Raw genomic sequence first — 16,911 nt, forward strand, 5'->3', positions numbered from 1 at the left:
CTCGGAGGGCCAAGATTAGGTTAGGCTCGCCTAATTGACGGAGCCTAGCCTTTGGCCCTTCCCTCTCACAAGGAGACGTTCATGCACGTGGCCGCGGCCGGCGGGGAGGACGTGTTCACCGGGTTCGGGTGGTCCGGGACGCCCGGCACGAACGGATTCTGGGCCGGGGTGGGAGCGCCCGCGTCGGTGCCGGACGGTGCGGGCGGCTGGCGGACGCTGTTCCTGTGGCGCGGCCCGTCGCCGGTCACCGTCGAGTTCGAGAGCTGGTCGGAGCCGGTGCCGCTGCGGCGCTGGGCCTGCTCGGACTGCTGGTACGCCGAGGTGCGCCTGCCCGCGCGGCTGCGGGTGACGTACCGGTTCGTCGCGGGAGAGGCGTCGTATGCCGATCCGTTCAACCCGGACGGCGCGGGCGGTGACCGGTCCGTCGCGGCGACCCCGGACGCCCCGGAGCAGCCGCACTGGCCCCTCCTCGGAGCCGATGCGGTGCTGCCCGTGCCGCGGGCACGGCTCCGCTGGGCGAGTGAGCGGCTGGGTGGGCGGCGTACGGTGCGGATCCATCCGGCGGGGGGTGGCGGACCGGTGGTGCTGCTGCTCGACGGGGACGACTGGCTGTATCTGCATCCGGCCGTGACCGCGTTCGACTCGGCCGTGGCGGCGGGTGAGCTGCCGCCGGTCACGCTGGTGTTCCTGCCGGCGAAGGACCGGGCTGCCGAGTTCACGTGCCGGCCCGAGCTGTGGGAGGCCGTGCGCGACGAACTGCTGCCGCTGGTGGCGGAGTCGGAGGTGCCGGCCGACCCGGAGCGGCTGGTGGTCGCCGGGCAGAGTCTCGGCGGGCTGAGTGCGGTGTACGCGGCGCTGGAGTTCCCCGGGCTGGTGTCGCGGGTCGCCTGCCAGTCGGGGTCGTTCTGGTGGACGCGGGATGCTTCGACGTCGTCCGATCCACTGGGTGGGCCGGTCGGTGGCGCGATCGCCGACCGGCTGCGGGAGGGTGCTGATCTGTCAGGGTTGCGCGTCGCGTTCGACGTGGGGGAACACGAGACGCGGATGCTGCCCCACTGCGGCCTGGTGGAGAGCTTGGCCGAGCAGGCGGGTGCGGCCGTGCGGGTGTCCCGGTCCGCGTCGGAGCATGACCGGGCGGGGTGGCGTCATGCGCTGCTCAGGGATGTCGGCTGGGCGCTTCGCGCGTAGCGCCGTTGTGGTGTGCGGGTACGCCGGGGCGGGGCGCGCAGTTCCCCGCGCCCCTTGAGGCCTCTCCTCCGGGCCCATGACAAGTCGCACTTGGGCCCTGCGCTTCGCGTGTGGCGCCCTTGTCGAGTGCGGGTACGCCCGGGCGGGGCGCGCAGTTCCCCGCGCCCCTGGCGGCGTTTCCCACGGGCCCTTGGAAGCGTCACCGTGCGACCGCCAGGCAGTAGGCCTCGTCGGTCGCCAGCAGATTGCGGTGGGTGTCGTCCGCCGTGATCGTGCCGTCGGCCAGGACCAGGACGCGGTCCGCGGCGTCCAGGAACGCCGGGCTGCTGGTGATGACGATCGTGGTGCGGCCCCGGCGCAGCTTCGCCACGTTGCGGGCGATGAGCTGCTCGGTGACCGCGTCAACGGCCGTCGTCGGATCGTGCAGGACGAGGACGTCCGTGTCGGCGGCCAGGGCTCGGGCCAGGGAGAGTCGCTGGCGCTGGCCTCCCGAGAGGTTGGCGCCCCGGTCGCGGACGCCGTAGTCGAGGCCCTCGCGGTGCAGGGCGACGACATCGGTCAGCAGGGATGCCTCGACGGCTTCGGGGACGGTACGGCTGGTGCCCGACGGGTCGATGTTCGTGCGGAGGGTGCCCGCGAAGACCTCCCCGTCGTACGGGTTGACCAGCATGTGCTCGCGGACCGCCTCGACGGACAGATCCGCCAGTTCGCGGCCGCTGATCCGGACCGTGCCCTCGTACGCGGCGGGTGGGACCCGCACCGCCAGCACGGCCGCCAGGTCGGCGGCGGCGCGGGGCCGGTAGGCGGCGATGGCGACGAACTCGCCCGCCTTCACCTGGAACTTCAGGTCGGTGAGGGTGCCGTGGCGGATGCAGTCGAGCTCCAGGTCACCGCCCGGGGCGGGGCGTTCGGAGCCCGGCGTCATGACGGGCGGGGCCGACAGCACCAGCGCCATCCGCTCGGCCGAGGCCCGCGCGATCATCACGTACTTGGGCATCTCCGAGAACAGCTTGAGCGGTTCCATGATGAACTGCGCCAGTCCCACGGCCATGACCAGCTCGCCGATGGTGATGCGGCCCTCGAACGCCAGCAGGCCGGCCGTCAGGGTCACGGCGCCGGCGAGGACCGCGTTGAGGGCCAGCGCGGTGCCCGCGTAGACGCCGTTGACCTTGGCGACGGTGATCGACTGGTGCCTCGCCTCGGTGCTGACCTGCCGGTAGGACCGGAACGCCGCATGGTTGCCGCCGAAGCCGTGCAGCGGGCGCAGGCCGGTGATCAGGTCCGCGACCTTCGCGCCCGCCCGCGCCACCCGGGCCTGCTGCTCCTGGGTGCTGCTGCCGATCCGCTTGGACATCACGCTGAGGACCGACAGGATCGCCACGGTGCCCACGATCACCAGCAGGCCGAGCCGGACGTCCGCCAGGCCCAGGGCGACCGCCGCGACCAGCACCGCCACCAGCGAGCTGATCAGCAGCGGCACCACCTCGATGATGTCGGCGGTCTGGTCGGCGTCCTCGGTGGCGATGGTCAGCACTTCGCCGGACTTGAGGTCGACGTCCCGGGCCACGGGCTGAAGGCCGCAGGCGGCGACCTTCACCCGCCAGCGGTGCGCCTCGGTCGTGTTGGCCTTCTGCAGGATCCGCATGCCGAACCGCCACGACAGCGACACCGTCGTGATGATCACCGCCAGCGCGGCGATCGACAGGGCGAGCGCCTGGAGGCTGCGGCCGTCCCGCATCGTGTGCTCGACGATCAGGCCGAGCGCGATGGGGAAGGCCGTCTCCCCGGCCTGGTAGAGGCCCATGAGGAGGGTGCCCCAGGCCATGGCGCCGAGGTTGCGGCGCAGGGCGGTCCGGAGGATGGCGGACCCTCGGCGGGGCCGCTGCGTGTCAGTTGTCATCGAGGTGGCGGGCAATCGCTTCCGGGGTTCGCAGGGTGAACAGATCGCGGATGGTGATCACAGGACCGTACTCGCGGCGCAGCAGTCCGATCAGCCGTACCGCCAGCATGGAGTGTCCGCCCAGGGACACGAAGTCGCTCACCGCGCTCACCTCGTCGTCGTCCAGATCCAGTGCCTCGGCGAAGTACTCGCACACCACGGTCTCGGTCTCGGTCTCGGGGCCCCGCTCCCCCGCCGTGGTCAGCGCGCCCAGCGGCTTGGCCTCGGGCAGGGCTTTGGTGTCGACCTTCCCGTTCACCGTCAGCGGGATGCCGTCGACCTGCGCGTAGTGCGTGGGCCGCAGGAAGTCCGGCAGTCCGGCACCCACTTCGGCGGCGACGGCCGCCAGGTCCGCGCCGTCCAGGACCAGGTAGGCGGCCAGCCGGTGGGCGCCGTCCACCTGGGGGTCGGGCTGGGCGACCGCGGCGACGAACCGCACCGCCGGGTGCGCCGCGAACACGGCCTCCACCTCGCCGAGTTCGACGCGGTGGCCGCGGATCTTGACCTGCTGGTCGGTGCGGCCCAGGTACATCAGATTGCCGTCAGGCCGGCGGACCACCAGGTCGCCGGTGCGGTACATGCGCGTGCCGGGCTCACCGAACGGGCAGGCGACGAAGCGGTGCGCGGTCTGGCCCGGCTGTCCCAGGTAGCCGCGCGCGATGCCGATGCCGGACACGTACAGCTCACCGGGCACACCGTCAGGAAGCGGTCTGAGCCAGGGGTCGAGGACGTACACGTCCGTGTTGTCGATGGCGACGCCCACCACCGGATCCGCGCAGTCGAAGGTGCCCACGCCCAGGGTGTTGATGGTGTACTCGGTGGGCCCGTACAGGTTGTAGCCGACCGTGCCCTCGGTCCCGGCGAGCCGCTGCCACAGCGACGGGGTGACGGCCTCGCCGCCCAGCAGCACCAGCGCGGGCCGCCGTGCCGGGTCGTCCAGCAGGCCCTCGGCCACCAGTTGCTGCGCGTAGGTCGGGGTCACGTTGACCACGTCGATCCCGTGCTCCAGGCAGTACTCCGTCAGCCGGGGCGCGTCCCGGCGCAACTCCTCGTCGCAGATGTGCACTTCATGGCCGTCGGCGAGCCACAGCAGCTCCTCCCACGACATGTCGAACGCGAACGACACGGTGTGGGCGATCCGGAAGACCCGGTTGCCCTGCTCGGCCAGCACCGGCTCGAAGATCCGGCGCTGGTGGTTGATCAGCATGTTGGTGAGACCGGCGTACTCGGTCACCACGCCCTTGGGCTTCCCGGTGGAGCCGGAGGTGTAGATCGTGTACGCGGGGTGGCGCAGCCGGTCCGGGTCGTCCGGCGCGAACGTCCGGTACGGCTCGGCGTCCGGGAGCGGCCGGTCGAGTTCGATCAGTTCGCCGGTCAGCCGTGACGCCACGGCGCTCACGGTGAGGATCAGGTCCGGCCCGGCGTCCTCGACGATGGCGGCGATCCGCTCGTCCGGGTGGTCGAGTTCCAGCGGTACGTAGGCGGCACCGACCCGCAGGACGGCGAACAGCGCCGCGATCCAGTCGAGGGAGCGCGGGATCGCGAGGCCCACGGTTCGCTCCGGGCCGATGCCACGCGCGGCGAGCACCCCCGCCAGAGCCCGGCTGCGGTCACGGAGTTCGGCGAACGTCATGGTCGAGCCGTGGGCGACGAGTGCCACCCGCTGCGGGTCGCGGTCCGCCGCCTGGTCGAAGCGGTCGACGACGGTGTCCGTGCCGACGTCGGTGCGCTCGCCCGGTTCGGGCACCGGTCCGAGGCCCGGCAGCGCGCCGACCGGCCCGGTCGCCCGGGCCACGTCCTCCAGCACGCTCAGGTAGTCGTCCAGGAGACGGCGGGCGTTGCCCGTGTCACCGTCGCGGTACTCCAGCTTGACCGTGAGCCGGTCGCCGGGGGTGACGACCCAGGTGAAGGGGTAGTGCGTGGAGTCGTCGGCCTTGACCGAGGTGATGCCGTGCCGGGCGTTCATCTCGGCGAACGCGTCCATGTCCAGGAAGTTCTGGAGCACGAACAGGTTGTCGAACAGGGTGTCGTGCCCGCTGGCCCGCTGGATCTCGCCGAGTCCGAGGTGCTCGTGCTCCATCGCCTCGACCCGGGCCGCCTGGACGGCCGACAGGTAGGCGCGGACCGTGTCGTCCGGGCGGGCCCGGGCCCACATCGGCACGGTGTTGAGCAGCACGCCGACGATGCCGTCCAGCCCCTCGCCGTCACGGCCGGAGACGGTCACGCCGAACACGGCGTCGCTACGGCCGGTGTGCGCGCCGAGCAGCAGGCCGAACGCGCCGGTCAGCACCGAGTTGAGGGTCACGCCGTGCGTCCGGGCCGCTTCCCGGACGAGCGAGGACTGCTCGGCGGACAGGGTGTGCACGAGGGCCTTCGGCAGGTCGTCCGAGAACGACGGAGCCGGTCCGGCGAGCAGGGTGGGTCCGGGGAGACCGGCCAGGTGGTCGGCCCAGAAGCGCTCCGACACCGCCGGGTCCTTGGCGGCGAGCGCGCGGGCGTGCTCCTCGAAGCTCGGCGTGGCCGGGGCCGGATCGACGGGCTCGCCCGCCAGGACGGCACGGTAGGCGTCGAAGAGGTCCCGCAGCACGATCTCCCGGGACCAGCCGTCCCATAGGAGCAGGTGGTAGCTGAGCAGCAGGCCGTCCCGGTCGCCGGGCAGGTGCACGACGGTCAGCCGGATCAGCGGCGGCTCAGCCGGGTCGAAGCCCGTGTCACGGTCCCGGGCGCGCAGGGCGTCGACCTCCGCGTCCGTCGCCAGGGCGATGGTACGGACGTCGACCTTGCGGCCCGCCTTGAGGAGCTGCACCGGGTTGCCGTCGTCGTCGGTGCCGAAGCCGGCCCCGACGACCGGGTGCCGTGCGATCACATGGGCCATGGCCTCGGCCAGTGTGCCGGTGTCCAGACGCCGGTCGAAGGTGAACCAGTTCTGTGCGACGTAGTGTCCGGCCGAGCCCGCCATCTGGGCCTGGAAGAACAACCCGCGCTGGAGCGGGGTGACCGGGGCGGTGCGCTCGGCCGTCGTCGCGGCGTCCGCGAGGTGCCGGAGCGCGTCGCGCCAGTGCTCGGTGAGCTCGTCGGGGACGCCCTCGGCGAGGACGAACTCGGCGAGCAGGCTCCCGGTGGCCTCGTCGGTCCATGCGTTGACCTCGACGGCGTAGGGGCTTCCCTGGTCGCCTCCGGTGAGGTGCAGGGTCTGTGACTCGCTGCCGCGGCCGAGGTAGTTGAACAGCACCTGCGGCCGGGCCGTGAGCAGCGGGGCCGTCTGCGGGTTGAGGTACCTGAGCCGGCCGTAGGCCGTGTGCCCGTCCTCGTCCGGCTGGCGCTCGACGAGCTCGCGCGCGGCCGCGACGGGGTCGGTGTGCGGAGTGAGCCGTACGGGTGCGACGGCGGTGAACCAGCCGACCGTACGGGTGTAGTCGTGCTGTTCGACGACCGGGACCCGGCCGTGGCGCTCCAGGTCGATCGCCAGGTCGGTGGGCGACGGCTGGATCCGGGTCAGTGCGGTGCGCAGGGCGCCGCACAGCAATTCGGTGAGGCCGACGCCGAGTGCGGCGGGGGCGGTGCGGGTGACGCTCTCGCTCACGTCCGGGGCGATTACCACTGTCGTCCTGCGCAACGTCCCCGTGGCCGGCAGCAGTTCGGGCGCCTGGAGAGAGGTGACCCAGCGGTCGAGGTCGTCGAGGTCCTGGGTCGCCCGGAGCGTCAGGGCTTCGGCGTACTCGGCGTACGGAGTGGTCGGCGGGGCGAGGGGCTCGCCGCGCAGGGCCGTGGCCAGGTCGTCGAGCAGGATCAGCCAGGAGACCGCGTCGATGGCGAGATGGTGCACGGTGACGACGAGGGTCCGGCTCGACTCCAGCCACGCGAACGCGATCACTTCCCCCGACTCGGGGTCGAGTCGTCCGGCGGCCTCGTTCGCGACGGCTGTCGCGTCGGTGGTGTCCGGGCGTGCGACCGTCGTCTCGCGGGCGGGTTCGGTGCGGAGGGTCCAGACGCCGTGCGGGGTGTCGAGACGCAGCCGGAGGGCCGGGTGCGTGGCGACGACGGTGTTCGCGGCGCGTACGGCGTCGGCGTATGCGGTGCCGTCAGGGGCCTGGAGTGTCCTGGCCTGGGCGAAGCGGGTGAGGGAGCCGCCGAGTTCGCGTTGGCGGAGGATGATCGGGGTGGGGGTGAGGGGGCCGTCCTCGCGGTGGGTGGGTGCCTGAGTGGTCTGGGGTGTGTTGGCGCCCAGGTGTTGGGCCAGGGCACGGGGGGTCTTGAGCAGGAAGACGTCCCTGGGGGCGATGGGCAGGCCGAGGGTTCGGGCCCTGTTCACGACCGTGATGGCGATGATGCTGTCGCCTCCGGCGCGGAAGAAGTCGGTGTCGGCGTCCACGGAAGCGCCGGGCAGCGTCTCGGTGAAGATCTTGGTGAGTGCGGCTGCCGCGGAGCTTTCGTCTGCGGGTGCGTTGTGGCTTGTCGCGCAGTTCCCCGCGCCCCTGAAGGGGCGCTCGGCCAGGGCCTTCCGGTCGAGCTTGCCGTTGATCGTCAGCGGTAGGGCATCGATCGTCAGGATCTGGCCCGGAAGCATGTGGACGGGCAAACTCGACGACAGACGGGCCGTCAGGTCGGACGGTGCGTCGCCCACCACATGCGCGACCAGGTGGTCGCCGGTGTCCGCCACCGTCACCGCCACGTCGGTCACGCCGTCGAGTTCCCGGATCGTGGACTCCACCTCGCCCAGCTCGATGCGGAAGCCCTTGAGTTGCACCTGGTCGTCGGCGCGGCCGGTGAAGACGAGTTCGCCGTCGAGGGTGCGGACGGCGAGGTCGCCCGTGTGGTACATGCGGGAGCCGTCGGCCGCGAACGGATCGGCCACGAAGCGGCCCGCCGTGAGCCCGGGCCTGGCCAGGTAGCCGAGCGACACCTGGTCGCCGGCGACGTAGATGGCGCCCTCACGGCCCGGCGGCACCGGGCGGAGCCGGTCGTCGAGGAGGTAGGTGACCAGGCCGGGGATCGGGCCGCCGATGGGGCTGACGTCGTCGCCGGGGGCGAAGTCCTCGCCGGTGAGCACCCGGTGGGTGACGTGGACGGTGGTCTCGGTGATGCCGTACATGTTGACCAGCTCGGGGGCGGTCGTGCCGTGCCGTTCCACCCAGCCGCGCAGCCGTGCGAGGTCCAGTGCCTCGCCGCCGAAGATGATCCGGCGCAGTGCGGGCAGCGGTTCGCCGGCGAGCCGGTCGGCCTCGATGAACTGGTAGAAGGCGGACGGGGTCTGGTTGAGCACCGTCACACCGCGCTCGCGGACCAGGCGGTGGAAGTCGACCGGGGAGCGCGTCAGCCCGTACTCGGGCACCAGCAGCTCACCGCCGTGCGCCAGCGCGCCCCACAGCTCCCAGACGGCGAAGTCGAAGGAGAAGGAGTGGAACTGGACCCAGACGTCCCGCGGGCCGAATTCCATGTCCGGCCGGGTGTTCGCCAGCAGCGACACCACGCTGGAGTGCGGGACCACGACGCCCTTGGGGCGGCCCGTGGACCCGGAGGTGTAGATGACGTAGGCGGGGCTGTGCCAGTCGGGCTCGGAGAGGGGCTCCGCGCGGGCGGCCGGGGGCTCCTCGCCCTGGACCAGCACCCGGGCCGGCACGCCCGCCCGGTCCAGGATGTCCGTGAAGCGGTCGCGCTGGTCGCGGTCCACGAGGACGACCTGCGGGGCCGCGTCACCGAGGACGTATTCCAGCCGCTCGTCCGGATAGGCCGGGTCGAGTGGGACGTACGCGCCGCCCGCGGCGACGATCGCGACCAGGGCGACGACCTGTTCCAGGGAGCGCGGGACGGCCACGGCGACCCGCTTGCCCGGGCCGACTCCGGCCGCGCGCAGGACGGCGGCCAGGTCGTGCTTCGCGTCGGACAGCTCGCCGTAGGTCAGGGACCGGGTGGTGCCGTCGAGGGCGCACTGGGTGACGGCCGTCGCGGCAGGGTCGCGGCGGGCGGCAGTGTCGAACAGGGCGCCCAGGGTGGTCGGGGTGACCGGCGCGGGCCGCCGCTCGCCCTCGGGCGTCAGGTCGTCGATCCGGGCGTCCGGGCGGGTGAGCAGGGCGGTCAGGGTCCGGGTGAAGGTGTGCAGGATGCCCCGGGCGGTCGGCTCGCCGAGCAGTTCGCCGTCGTGGACCAGGTTGAAGCGCGGGCGGCCGTCGGGGGCGCGTTCGACCACGAGCGTGAGCGGGTAGTGCGGGGCGCCTTCGTTGGTGAGGTCCGTGATGGCCAGTGTGTCACCGGGGCGCCGGAGCGAGGTCACGTCGGTGGCCACGTCGAACACCACGAGCGTGTCGAAGAGCGGGCCGGAGCCTGCCAGGCGGCCGATGCGCGCCAGGGAGACGTGCTGGTGCGGCAGGACGGCGCTCTGATGGTCGCGTACGGTGGTGAGCAGGTCGTCCGCGGTGGTGCCGGGGGCCCAGCGGGCGCGTACGGGCACGGTGTTGATGAAGAGGCCCACCATGTCGCCGATGCCGGGGACCTCGGCGTCGCGGCCGGAGACCGTGGAGCCGAAGACGACGTCCCGGTTCTGGAGGATGCCGCCCAGGGTGACGGCCCAGGCGCTGTGCACGGCGACGCTCAGCGGCACGCCGGCCTCGCGGGCGGCGGCGTCGATGTCGGCCTCCGGTTCCACGGCGAAGTCGGCGAACCGGTCCGAGGGCGTGTGTCCTTCGGCCACCAGTGAGGGGCCGGGCAGTCCGGCGAGTTCCGCGCGCCAGACGCGGTCGCTCTCGTCGGCGTCGCGTCCGGCGAGCCAGTGCACGTAGTCGGCGAAGCCGCCGACCGGGTGGACGCTGCCCGGGGCGTGGTACTCGGCGAGCAGCGCGCGGAGCATCGGGGGCACGGACCAGCCGTCGGCGATGATGTGGTGCACGGTCTGGACCAGGACGCTCCGGCCGGAGCCGGCGCGGACGAGCGTGTACCGCATGAGGGGGCCGGTGGCCAGGTCGAAGCCGGTGCGGCGGTCCCGTTCGGCGAGGTCGCGTATCTCCTCGTCGGTGATGGCGGGGCGGTCCAGCGTGCTGAAGGGGGCTTCGGCGCCGTGCTCCAGGACGGAGACCACGCGGCCGTCGGCGAGAGCCGTGAAGCGGGCGGCCAGGTTGGGGAACAGGGTGAGCAGCCGGGTCGCGGCCGTCGCGAGCCGGTCGGCGTCCACCTCCCCCTCGAGGGTGAGCAGTTGCTGCTCCACATAGGCGCCGGCCGAGTCGTCGTCGAAAACCGAGTGGAAGTAGAGGCCTTCCTGGAGCGGGGTCAGCGGGAGGATGTCCCGCAGCTCCGGGCCGTCCAGGGCGTCCACGTCGGACTGTGCGAGCGGGACGAGGGGGAAGTCACTGGGCGAGTGGCCGCCCTGGTCGAGCGCGGCGAGACCGGTCAGGGCCGTCAGGAAGTAGTCGCCGAGTGCGGTGATGTCGGCGTCGGTGAACAGGCCGTCGGGCCAGGAGATGGTGGTGACCAGCTCATAGGCGCCGGAGGCGGCGGGTTCGGCGATCGCGTTGAACTCCAGCGCGCGGGGCAGGCGCATGCGCGGGTCACGCTTCTCGCCCAGCTGGCCGGTGGTGCCGGCGAGTTGCCAGTCGCCGGGCGCGCCGGCGGCGAAGCGGCCGAGGTAGTTGAAGAGCACCTGGGGTGCGGGGGCGTCGAACTCGCTGTGGGTGAGGTAGCGCAGGGCGCCGTAGGAGACGCCGTTGTCCGGGACCCGGGCGAGGTCCTCCTTGACCCTCTTGAGGGCGGCGGTCAGGTACTCGGGGGTGGTGAGGTCGGCCGCCGTGCCCGGGTCAACCGTGACCGGGAAGAGGGTGGTGAACCAGCCTACCGTCCGGGACAGTTCGGGTTCGAAGCCGGCCGGGCCCGCCACGAACCGCCCCTCGCGGCCGTGGCCCTCGAGTTCGATGTGCGCGAAGGTCTGGTCCTGGCCGAGGTCACGGCGCCGGCGTGCGAGGGCGACGGCGAGGGCGGTGAGCAGGACGTCGTTGACGCCGGCGTGGAACTTCGCGGGGATCTCACCCAGCAGCGCGGCGGTGGTGCCGGGGCCGACCGTGACGGTCCGCAGGCGTTCGTGGGCGACGGTGTCCGTGGCGGACAGGGCGCGGTGCGCCAGTGGCAGGTCGTCGCCGGGCAGGGGGCGCCGGTAGTACGAGCTGTCGGCGTCGAAGGCGGCGCGTTCCAGCAGTTGCGTCCACCGTCGGAACGACGTGCCCACCGGGGGGAGTTCGACGGGCTCACCGGAGGTGAACCGGCGCCAGGCGGTGGCCAGGTCCTCCATGAGGACGCGCCAGGAGACACCGTCGACGACCACGTGGTGGGCGACGAGGACGAGCTGGCGTGCCGCGGGGCGCCACACGGCCCGGAGCATGACGCCCTCATCGGGGTTCAGCCCGGCGGTGGCGAGGGCGACGCACTCCTCGAGCGGCCGGTCGCTGCGCTGCCAGTTGGGCTCGGCCCGGTCCGGCCCGGGGATGTCGAAGCTCCAGCGGCTGCCGCGCACCAGCTTGGCGCGGAGCATGTCGTGCCGGGTGAGGAGGGCGGTGAGGATCGCGTCGAGGGCGTCGCCGGTCAGCTCGGCGGGGGTGTTCAGGACGACCGACTGGACGAAGCCGTCGACGGCGTCCGTGGTCTCGCCGAGCCACTGCACGACGGGTGAGCCCACGACGGTGCCGGTGGCGACGTCGGCGTGGTCCACGGGGGCGGTGTCCTCGCGGCTAGCGACGGCGGCCAGCGCGCCCACGGTGCCGTGGGTGAAGATCTGCCGTGCCGTGACGTGCAGGCCCTGTTCGCGCAGCGCGCTCAGCAGGGAGATCGCCAGGATGCTGTCGCCGCCGAGCTGGAAGAAGTCCTGGTCGACGCCGACTTCTTCGAGGCGCAGCACCTGTGCGACCGCGGCGCTCACGGCCCGTTCGTCATCGGTGGCGGGGCGGACGAGCGCGCCCGTCCCGATGGTGGGTTCGGGCAGGGCGTTCCGGTCGAGCTTGCCGTTGGCGGTGAGCGGAAACTCCTCCAGCACCACGACGTGGGCGGGCACCATGTACTCGACCATGTGCGCGCCCGCCCATGTCTTGACCTCGTCGGCCCGCAGGTCCTCGCTGCCGGCGGCCGGGATGACGTAGCCGATGAGGTAGGTGCCGCCGGCCGCGTTCTTCCTGGCGACGACGCAGGTGTGCCGGACCCGGGGGTGTTCGGCGAGGCCGGCCTCGACGTCCTCGATCTCCAGCCGCATGCCGCGGATCTTGATCTGGTTGTCGGCGCGTCCGAGGAAGTCCAGCGACCCGTCGGGGGCGTAGCGGGCCAGGTCGCCGGTGCGGTAGAGGCGGGAGCCGTCGTTCGCGAAAGGGTTGGCGACGAAGCGGGAGGCGGTCAGGCCCGGGGCGTTGACATAGCCGCGGCCCAGGAGGAAGCCGCCGACGTAGAGTTCGCCGCCGACGCCGACCGGGACCGGGCGCAGTTCGTCGTCCAGGACGTAGAGCTGGGTGTTGGGGTTGGCCTTTCCGATGGACGTCGACAGGCGTTCCGCTGCGCCCCGGTAGATGACGTGGGAGACGCCGATGGTGGTCTCGGCGGGGCCGTAGCCGTGGTACATGGGGATGTCGTCGAGCTTGGTGCGGAACCGCTCGTACAGCTCGGGGGTGAGCACTTCCCCGCCGCACCACACGTGCCGCAGGCTGTCCAGGCGACCGGAGTCGCCGGCCATCTCCAGCAGCACGTCCAGCATGGACGACACCAGGTACGTGAAGGTGACGCGCTGTTCGGCGATGACGCTCAGCAGGTGGTGCGGGTCGCGTTCCCCGCCGGGCCGCAGTACGACGAGCCGGCCGCCCGAGACGAGCGGCAGGAAGATCTCGTTGATGGAGATGTCGAAGGACAGCGGCGCCTTGAACAGGGAGGCGTCGTCGGTGCCGAAGCCGAGGATCTCGTTCACCTGCCACAGCAGGCGCTCGCTGATCGCCTCGTGCCGGATCATCGCGCCCTTGGGCCGCCCGGTCGAACCGGATGTGAAGATCACGTAGGCCAGTGCGTCGCCGAGGACGGTGACGCCGGTCCCGTCCTTCGGGTACCCGTCGTACCGCCAGTCGCCGAGGTCGACGGCCACGGCGTCCGGTTCGGCCGGGTCGTGCTCGCCCGAGGCGTTCAGCTGCACGATGACCCGGGCGTCCTCGATGACGACGGTACGGCGCGCCGCGGGCCACTGCGGATCGAGCGGTACGAAGGCGCACCCGGCCTGGAGCACGGCGAGCAGCCCGACGACCATGTCGGCGGAGCGGGTCAGGGAGATGCCGACGACCTGTTCGGAGCCGAGCCCGCGCCCGAGCAGGTGGTGCGCCAACTGGCTGGAGAGCTGCGCTACTTGGTGGTAGGTCAGCGACCGGTGCTCGTCGACGACCGCCACGGCGTCCGGTCGTGCGCTCGCCTGCCGGAGGAACATGTCCACGAGGGTGGGGCGGTCCCGGTCGGCCCGGTTGTCGTTCCACTCGGCCAGGACCCGGAGTCTGTCCGCCACGCCGCAGGGGCCGATGGTGCCGAGCGGCCGGTCGGGGAAGTCGGCCAGGTCGTCCAGGGCTGCCTGCGCGTCCTCCGGGGTGATTCCGTCGGGGACGGTGATGCCTCGCCCGTCCGGGGTGACGTCCCAGCCGCCGGGCGGCGTACCGCCGTTGCCGGCCCAGGCGAGGACGTCGGCGAAGAGCGTGCCGGGCGTGAGGTCGATGCCTTCGGGGCTGTTGCCCGTCGCCCAGTACGCCAGGCCGATGGCGCAGGCCCGGGTGATGGTCCTGTCGGGGTGGTCGCCGATCCGCCGGCGCACATCGGCCAGGCGTGTGGGGGAGAGCAGGGCGAGACGAGCGTGCGGTTCCATCAAGACTCAGCGTCCCTTCCAGAATGTGGAGTTAGGCTAACCTAAATAAGGGTTGCCTAACTACCTTCTCGCCAGGCCCGCCACAGTCGCGCGTACCGGCCGCCCAGAGCCACCAGTTCCTCGTGCGTCCCCTGCTCCACGACCCGTCCGGCGTCGAGCACGGCGATCCGGTCCGCCGCCATCGCCTGGGTCAGCCGGTGCGCCACGAACAGCGTCGTCCGCCCCGCGCACGCGGCCAGCACGGCCCGCTCCAGCTCGGCGGCCCCCTCGCTGCCGGCCTCCGCGGTCGACTCGTCGAGCACCACCACCGGCGCCCGCCCCAGCACCAGCCGCGCCAGGGCGATCTGGGCGACCTTGGTGACGTCCAGGCGCTCACCCCCCTCACCGACCGGTGTGTTCAGACCGTCGGGGAAGGCGGAGACCCAGCCCTCGGCCCCGACGGTGCGCAGGGCGTCCATCAGTTCGGCGTCGGTCGCCCCCGGGGCGGAGAGCCGCAGATCGTCGGCGAGCGGGCCGGAGAACACGTGTGTCTCCTGCGTCAGGATGCTGACCAGGGCACGCGCCCCCGCCTCGTCGAGGTCGGCCAGATCGGTCGTGCCGATGCGCACCGAGCCGGCCTCGGGGGTGCCGATGCCGGCGATCAGCGCGGCGAGCGTCGTCTTGCCCGCGCCCGTGGCGCCCACCAGGGCGAGCGAGCCGCCGGCGGGGATCGTCAGGTCCACGTCCCTCAGCACCGGATCCTCGGCGCCCGGGTAGCGGAACGTCAGCCCCTCGACCGTCACCGGGCAGGCCCCCGCGTGCGACGCCGGCACGGACTCGTCGCCGACCAGCCGCTCCTCGGCGGACTCCCCCAGTACGCCCACCAGCCGGGTCAGGCTCGCGCCGGACTTCTGTGCCTCGTCGAAGGTGAACATGATGGCGCCGAGCGGCGTGAACAGCCGGTGGAACAGCAGCGGGGCCGCCGACACCTCACCCAGACTGGCCGCGTCCGCCTCCAGCAGCGCGTACCCGACCACGAGGATCAGGACGAGGCCGATGAACTCGGCGCGGTTCTCCCGGCCGACGAACCGGCCGAAGAACCGGAACACCTCGATACCGAGGTCACGCACCCGCCAGGACTCGGCGGTGACCTTCTCGCGGAAGGCGCCCTCCAGACGGTAGGCCCGGACCGTGTCGATGCCGTTCAGACCGCTGATGAACGCCTGGGCGCGGTCGGCCTGGGCGACACGCTGTCTGCGGTAGAGCGGGGCGGACCGGGGCAGGTACCAGCGCAGGGCCAGCGCGTACGCGGGCAGCGCGCCCGCGCCGGCGAGTCCGAGCCGCCAGTCCAGTCCGAACATGCCCAGGGTCGCGATGACGACGAGCACACCGGCCGAGAACACCGTGGGGACGGCGGTGCGGATGCCCTTGGAGATGACGGCCACGTCGTCGCCGACCCGGGAGAGCACGTCTCCCCGGCCGACCTGCTCGATCCGCGCGCTCGGCATGCCGAGCACCGCCCGTACGGCGCCTTCCCGCAGCCGCGCGAGCAGATCGGCGCCGAGCCGTCCGATCAGGTAGGTCGACACCGCGGTGGCCGCCGCGCCGAGCAGCGCGGCGGCACCGATGAGCACTCCGATCGTGACCAGGACGGAACGGTCCTCGCCCCCGACGACCGCGTCGACCACCCGGCCGAGGAGGAGCACCGGGAGCACTTGGAGCGCCGCCCCCGCGACCGTGGTGAGCGCGGTCGCGACGGTCAGGCCGGGCATCGCGCGGCAGTGGCCCGCGACCCATCGGGCGGCCTCGCGGCCGGTTGTCGTACGCAGGGCCGCCGGGGCGACGCGCGTGTCGGTGGCGCTCACTCCCTACTCGACCGACTTGACGAGCTCGTCGACGGCGTACGGCATGGAGAGCAGGGTGCCCTGGGAGATGGCCGCGCCGACCGCGGGTCCCTCGCTGTCGAGCAGGTAGGACACGTTGCCCTTCTTGACCGCGTCGAGGTTGGCGAACAGTTTGAACTTCTTGAGCGCCTCGGTGTCGGCCTTGTCGTTGATGACGAAGATGTGGTCCACGTCGACCAGGTCGACACGCTCGGGCGAGAGCGTCGTGTAGAAGCTGCCACCCGCGATCTCGTCGATCCGGGTCTGGTACTTGTAGCCGATGCCCGTGACGAGCCGGCCGCGCACGTCGGTGGAGGTGAAGGGCGCCACCGAGTCCTTGTACCAGGACAGCGCGACCGCGGTCTCCTTGCCGAGCTCGGGGTGTTCCTTCTTGGCGGTGTCCAGCTGACCCTGGATGTCGTCGACCATCCTCTGGCCTTCGCCGGCCTTGCCGAGTGCCTTGGCGATGTGCAGGGCGTTGTCCTGCCAGGGGGCGCTGAAGGGCTCCTTCTCGCCCTTGGTGCGGGCCACCGTGGGGGCGATCCTGGAGAGCTTGTCGTAGGCGGCCTTGTCGATCTCGGAGTACACCGCGACGATCAGGTCGGGCCGGAGGGCCGCGATCTTCTCGTAGTTGGGGCCGGAGTCGCCGTTCTTCATGACGACCTCGGGCCTGGTGCCGCCCCACTTGTCCTTGACCCACGGCCACTGGGTGTTGATGTCGGGGCTCTTGCCGGGTGGGTTCGGGTACTGGTCGACCATGCCGACGGGCTTGATGCCGAAGGCCAGGACGGTCTGGTCGTCGGTGTAGCCGACGGAGACGACCCGCTGCGGCGCCTTCTCGACGGTGGTGGATCCGAACGCGTGCTCCACGGTGACGGGGAAGTCGCCGGCGGCCGCGGCCTGAGTGTTCCCACCCTTGCCGTCCGCCGTGTCCGCCGAGCCGGAACCGCATCCCGCGAGGAGACCGACGCCGAGGGCGGCCGCGGACAGTGCCGCCGTCAGCCGCCGCCATGGCTTCCCGGGCGTCGTTCGATGGAGGAGCATCAACATCCCCTTGCTGTCGCGCCAGT

5 protein-coding genes are annotated in these 16,911 nt (G+C 72.2%); 1 reads left to right on the forward strand and 4 read right to left on the reverse strand.

Annotation, left to right across the window (positions count from 1 at the left end; genetic code table 11):
* Positions 1-81: 81 nt before the first annotated feature.
* Positions 82-1,188, forward strand: coding sequence for an alpha/beta hydrolase-fold protein (locus tag ACIQU3_RS05190; RefSeq protein ID WP_403923400.1), 1,107 nt, complete (start codon positions 82-84; stop codon positions 1,186-1,188).
* Between the two features lie 199 nt (positions 1,189-1,387).
* Here ACIQU3_RS05190 and ACIQU3_RS05195 read toward each other — a convergent pair whose 3' ends face one another.
* From ACIQU3_RS05195 to ACIQU3_RS05210, 4 genes are read right to left on the reverse strand one after another with little or no spacing between them, the layout of a single operon-like run.
* A complete protein-coding gene (locus tag ACIQU3_RS05195; protein ID WP_403923401.1) occupies positions 1,388-3,088 on the reverse strand; it encodes an ABC transporter ATP-binding protein in 1,701 nt (566 codons plus the stop codon).
* Positions 3,078-13,982: an amino acid adenylation domain-containing protein gene (locus ACIQU3_RS05200; RefSeq protein WP_403923403.1), complete on the reverse strand. Its 10,905-nt coding sequence runs from the start codon at positions 13,980-13,982 to the stop codon at positions 3,078-3,080. Before ACIQU3_RS05200 ends, ACIQU3_RS05195 begins: the two co-directional genes overlap by 11 nt.
* A 53-nt stretch (positions 13,983-14,035) precedes the next feature.
* On the reverse strand, positions 14,036-15,823 hold the full coding sequence (locus ACIQU3_RS05205; protein WP_403923405.1) for an ABC transporter ATP-binding protein: 1,788 nt from the start codon (positions 15,821-15,823) through the stop codon (positions 14,036-14,038).
* 3 nt (positions 15,824-15,826) lie between these two features.
* Complete coding sequence (locus ACIQU3_RS05210) at positions 15,827-16,885, reverse strand: iron-siderophore ABC transporter substrate-binding protein (protein WP_403727447.1); 1,059 nt, start codon at positions 16,883-16,885, stop codon at positions 15,827-15,829.
* Positions 16,886-16,911: the final 26 nt, after the last annotated feature.

The organism is Streptomyces sp. NPDC101110, from assembly GCF_044759525.1.
GTDB lineage: Bacteria > Actinomycetota > Actinomycetes > Streptomycetales > Streptomycetaceae > Streptomyces.

Bases quoted from the DNA above. Each gene is read 5' to 3' on its own strand.
- ACIQU3_RS05210 (WP_403727447.1), bottom strand. From the start codon at position 16,885: ATGCTCCTCCATCGAACGACGCCCGGGAAGCCATGGCGGCGGCTGACG.
- ACIQU3_RS05195 (WP_403923401.1), bottom strand. From the start codon at position 3,088: ATGACAACTGACACGCAGCGGCCCCGCCGAGGGTCCGCCATCCTCCGG.
- ACIQU3_RS05190 (WP_403923400.1), top strand. From the start codon at position 82: ATGCACGTGGCCGCGGCCGGCGGGGAGGACGTGTTCACCGGGTTCGGG.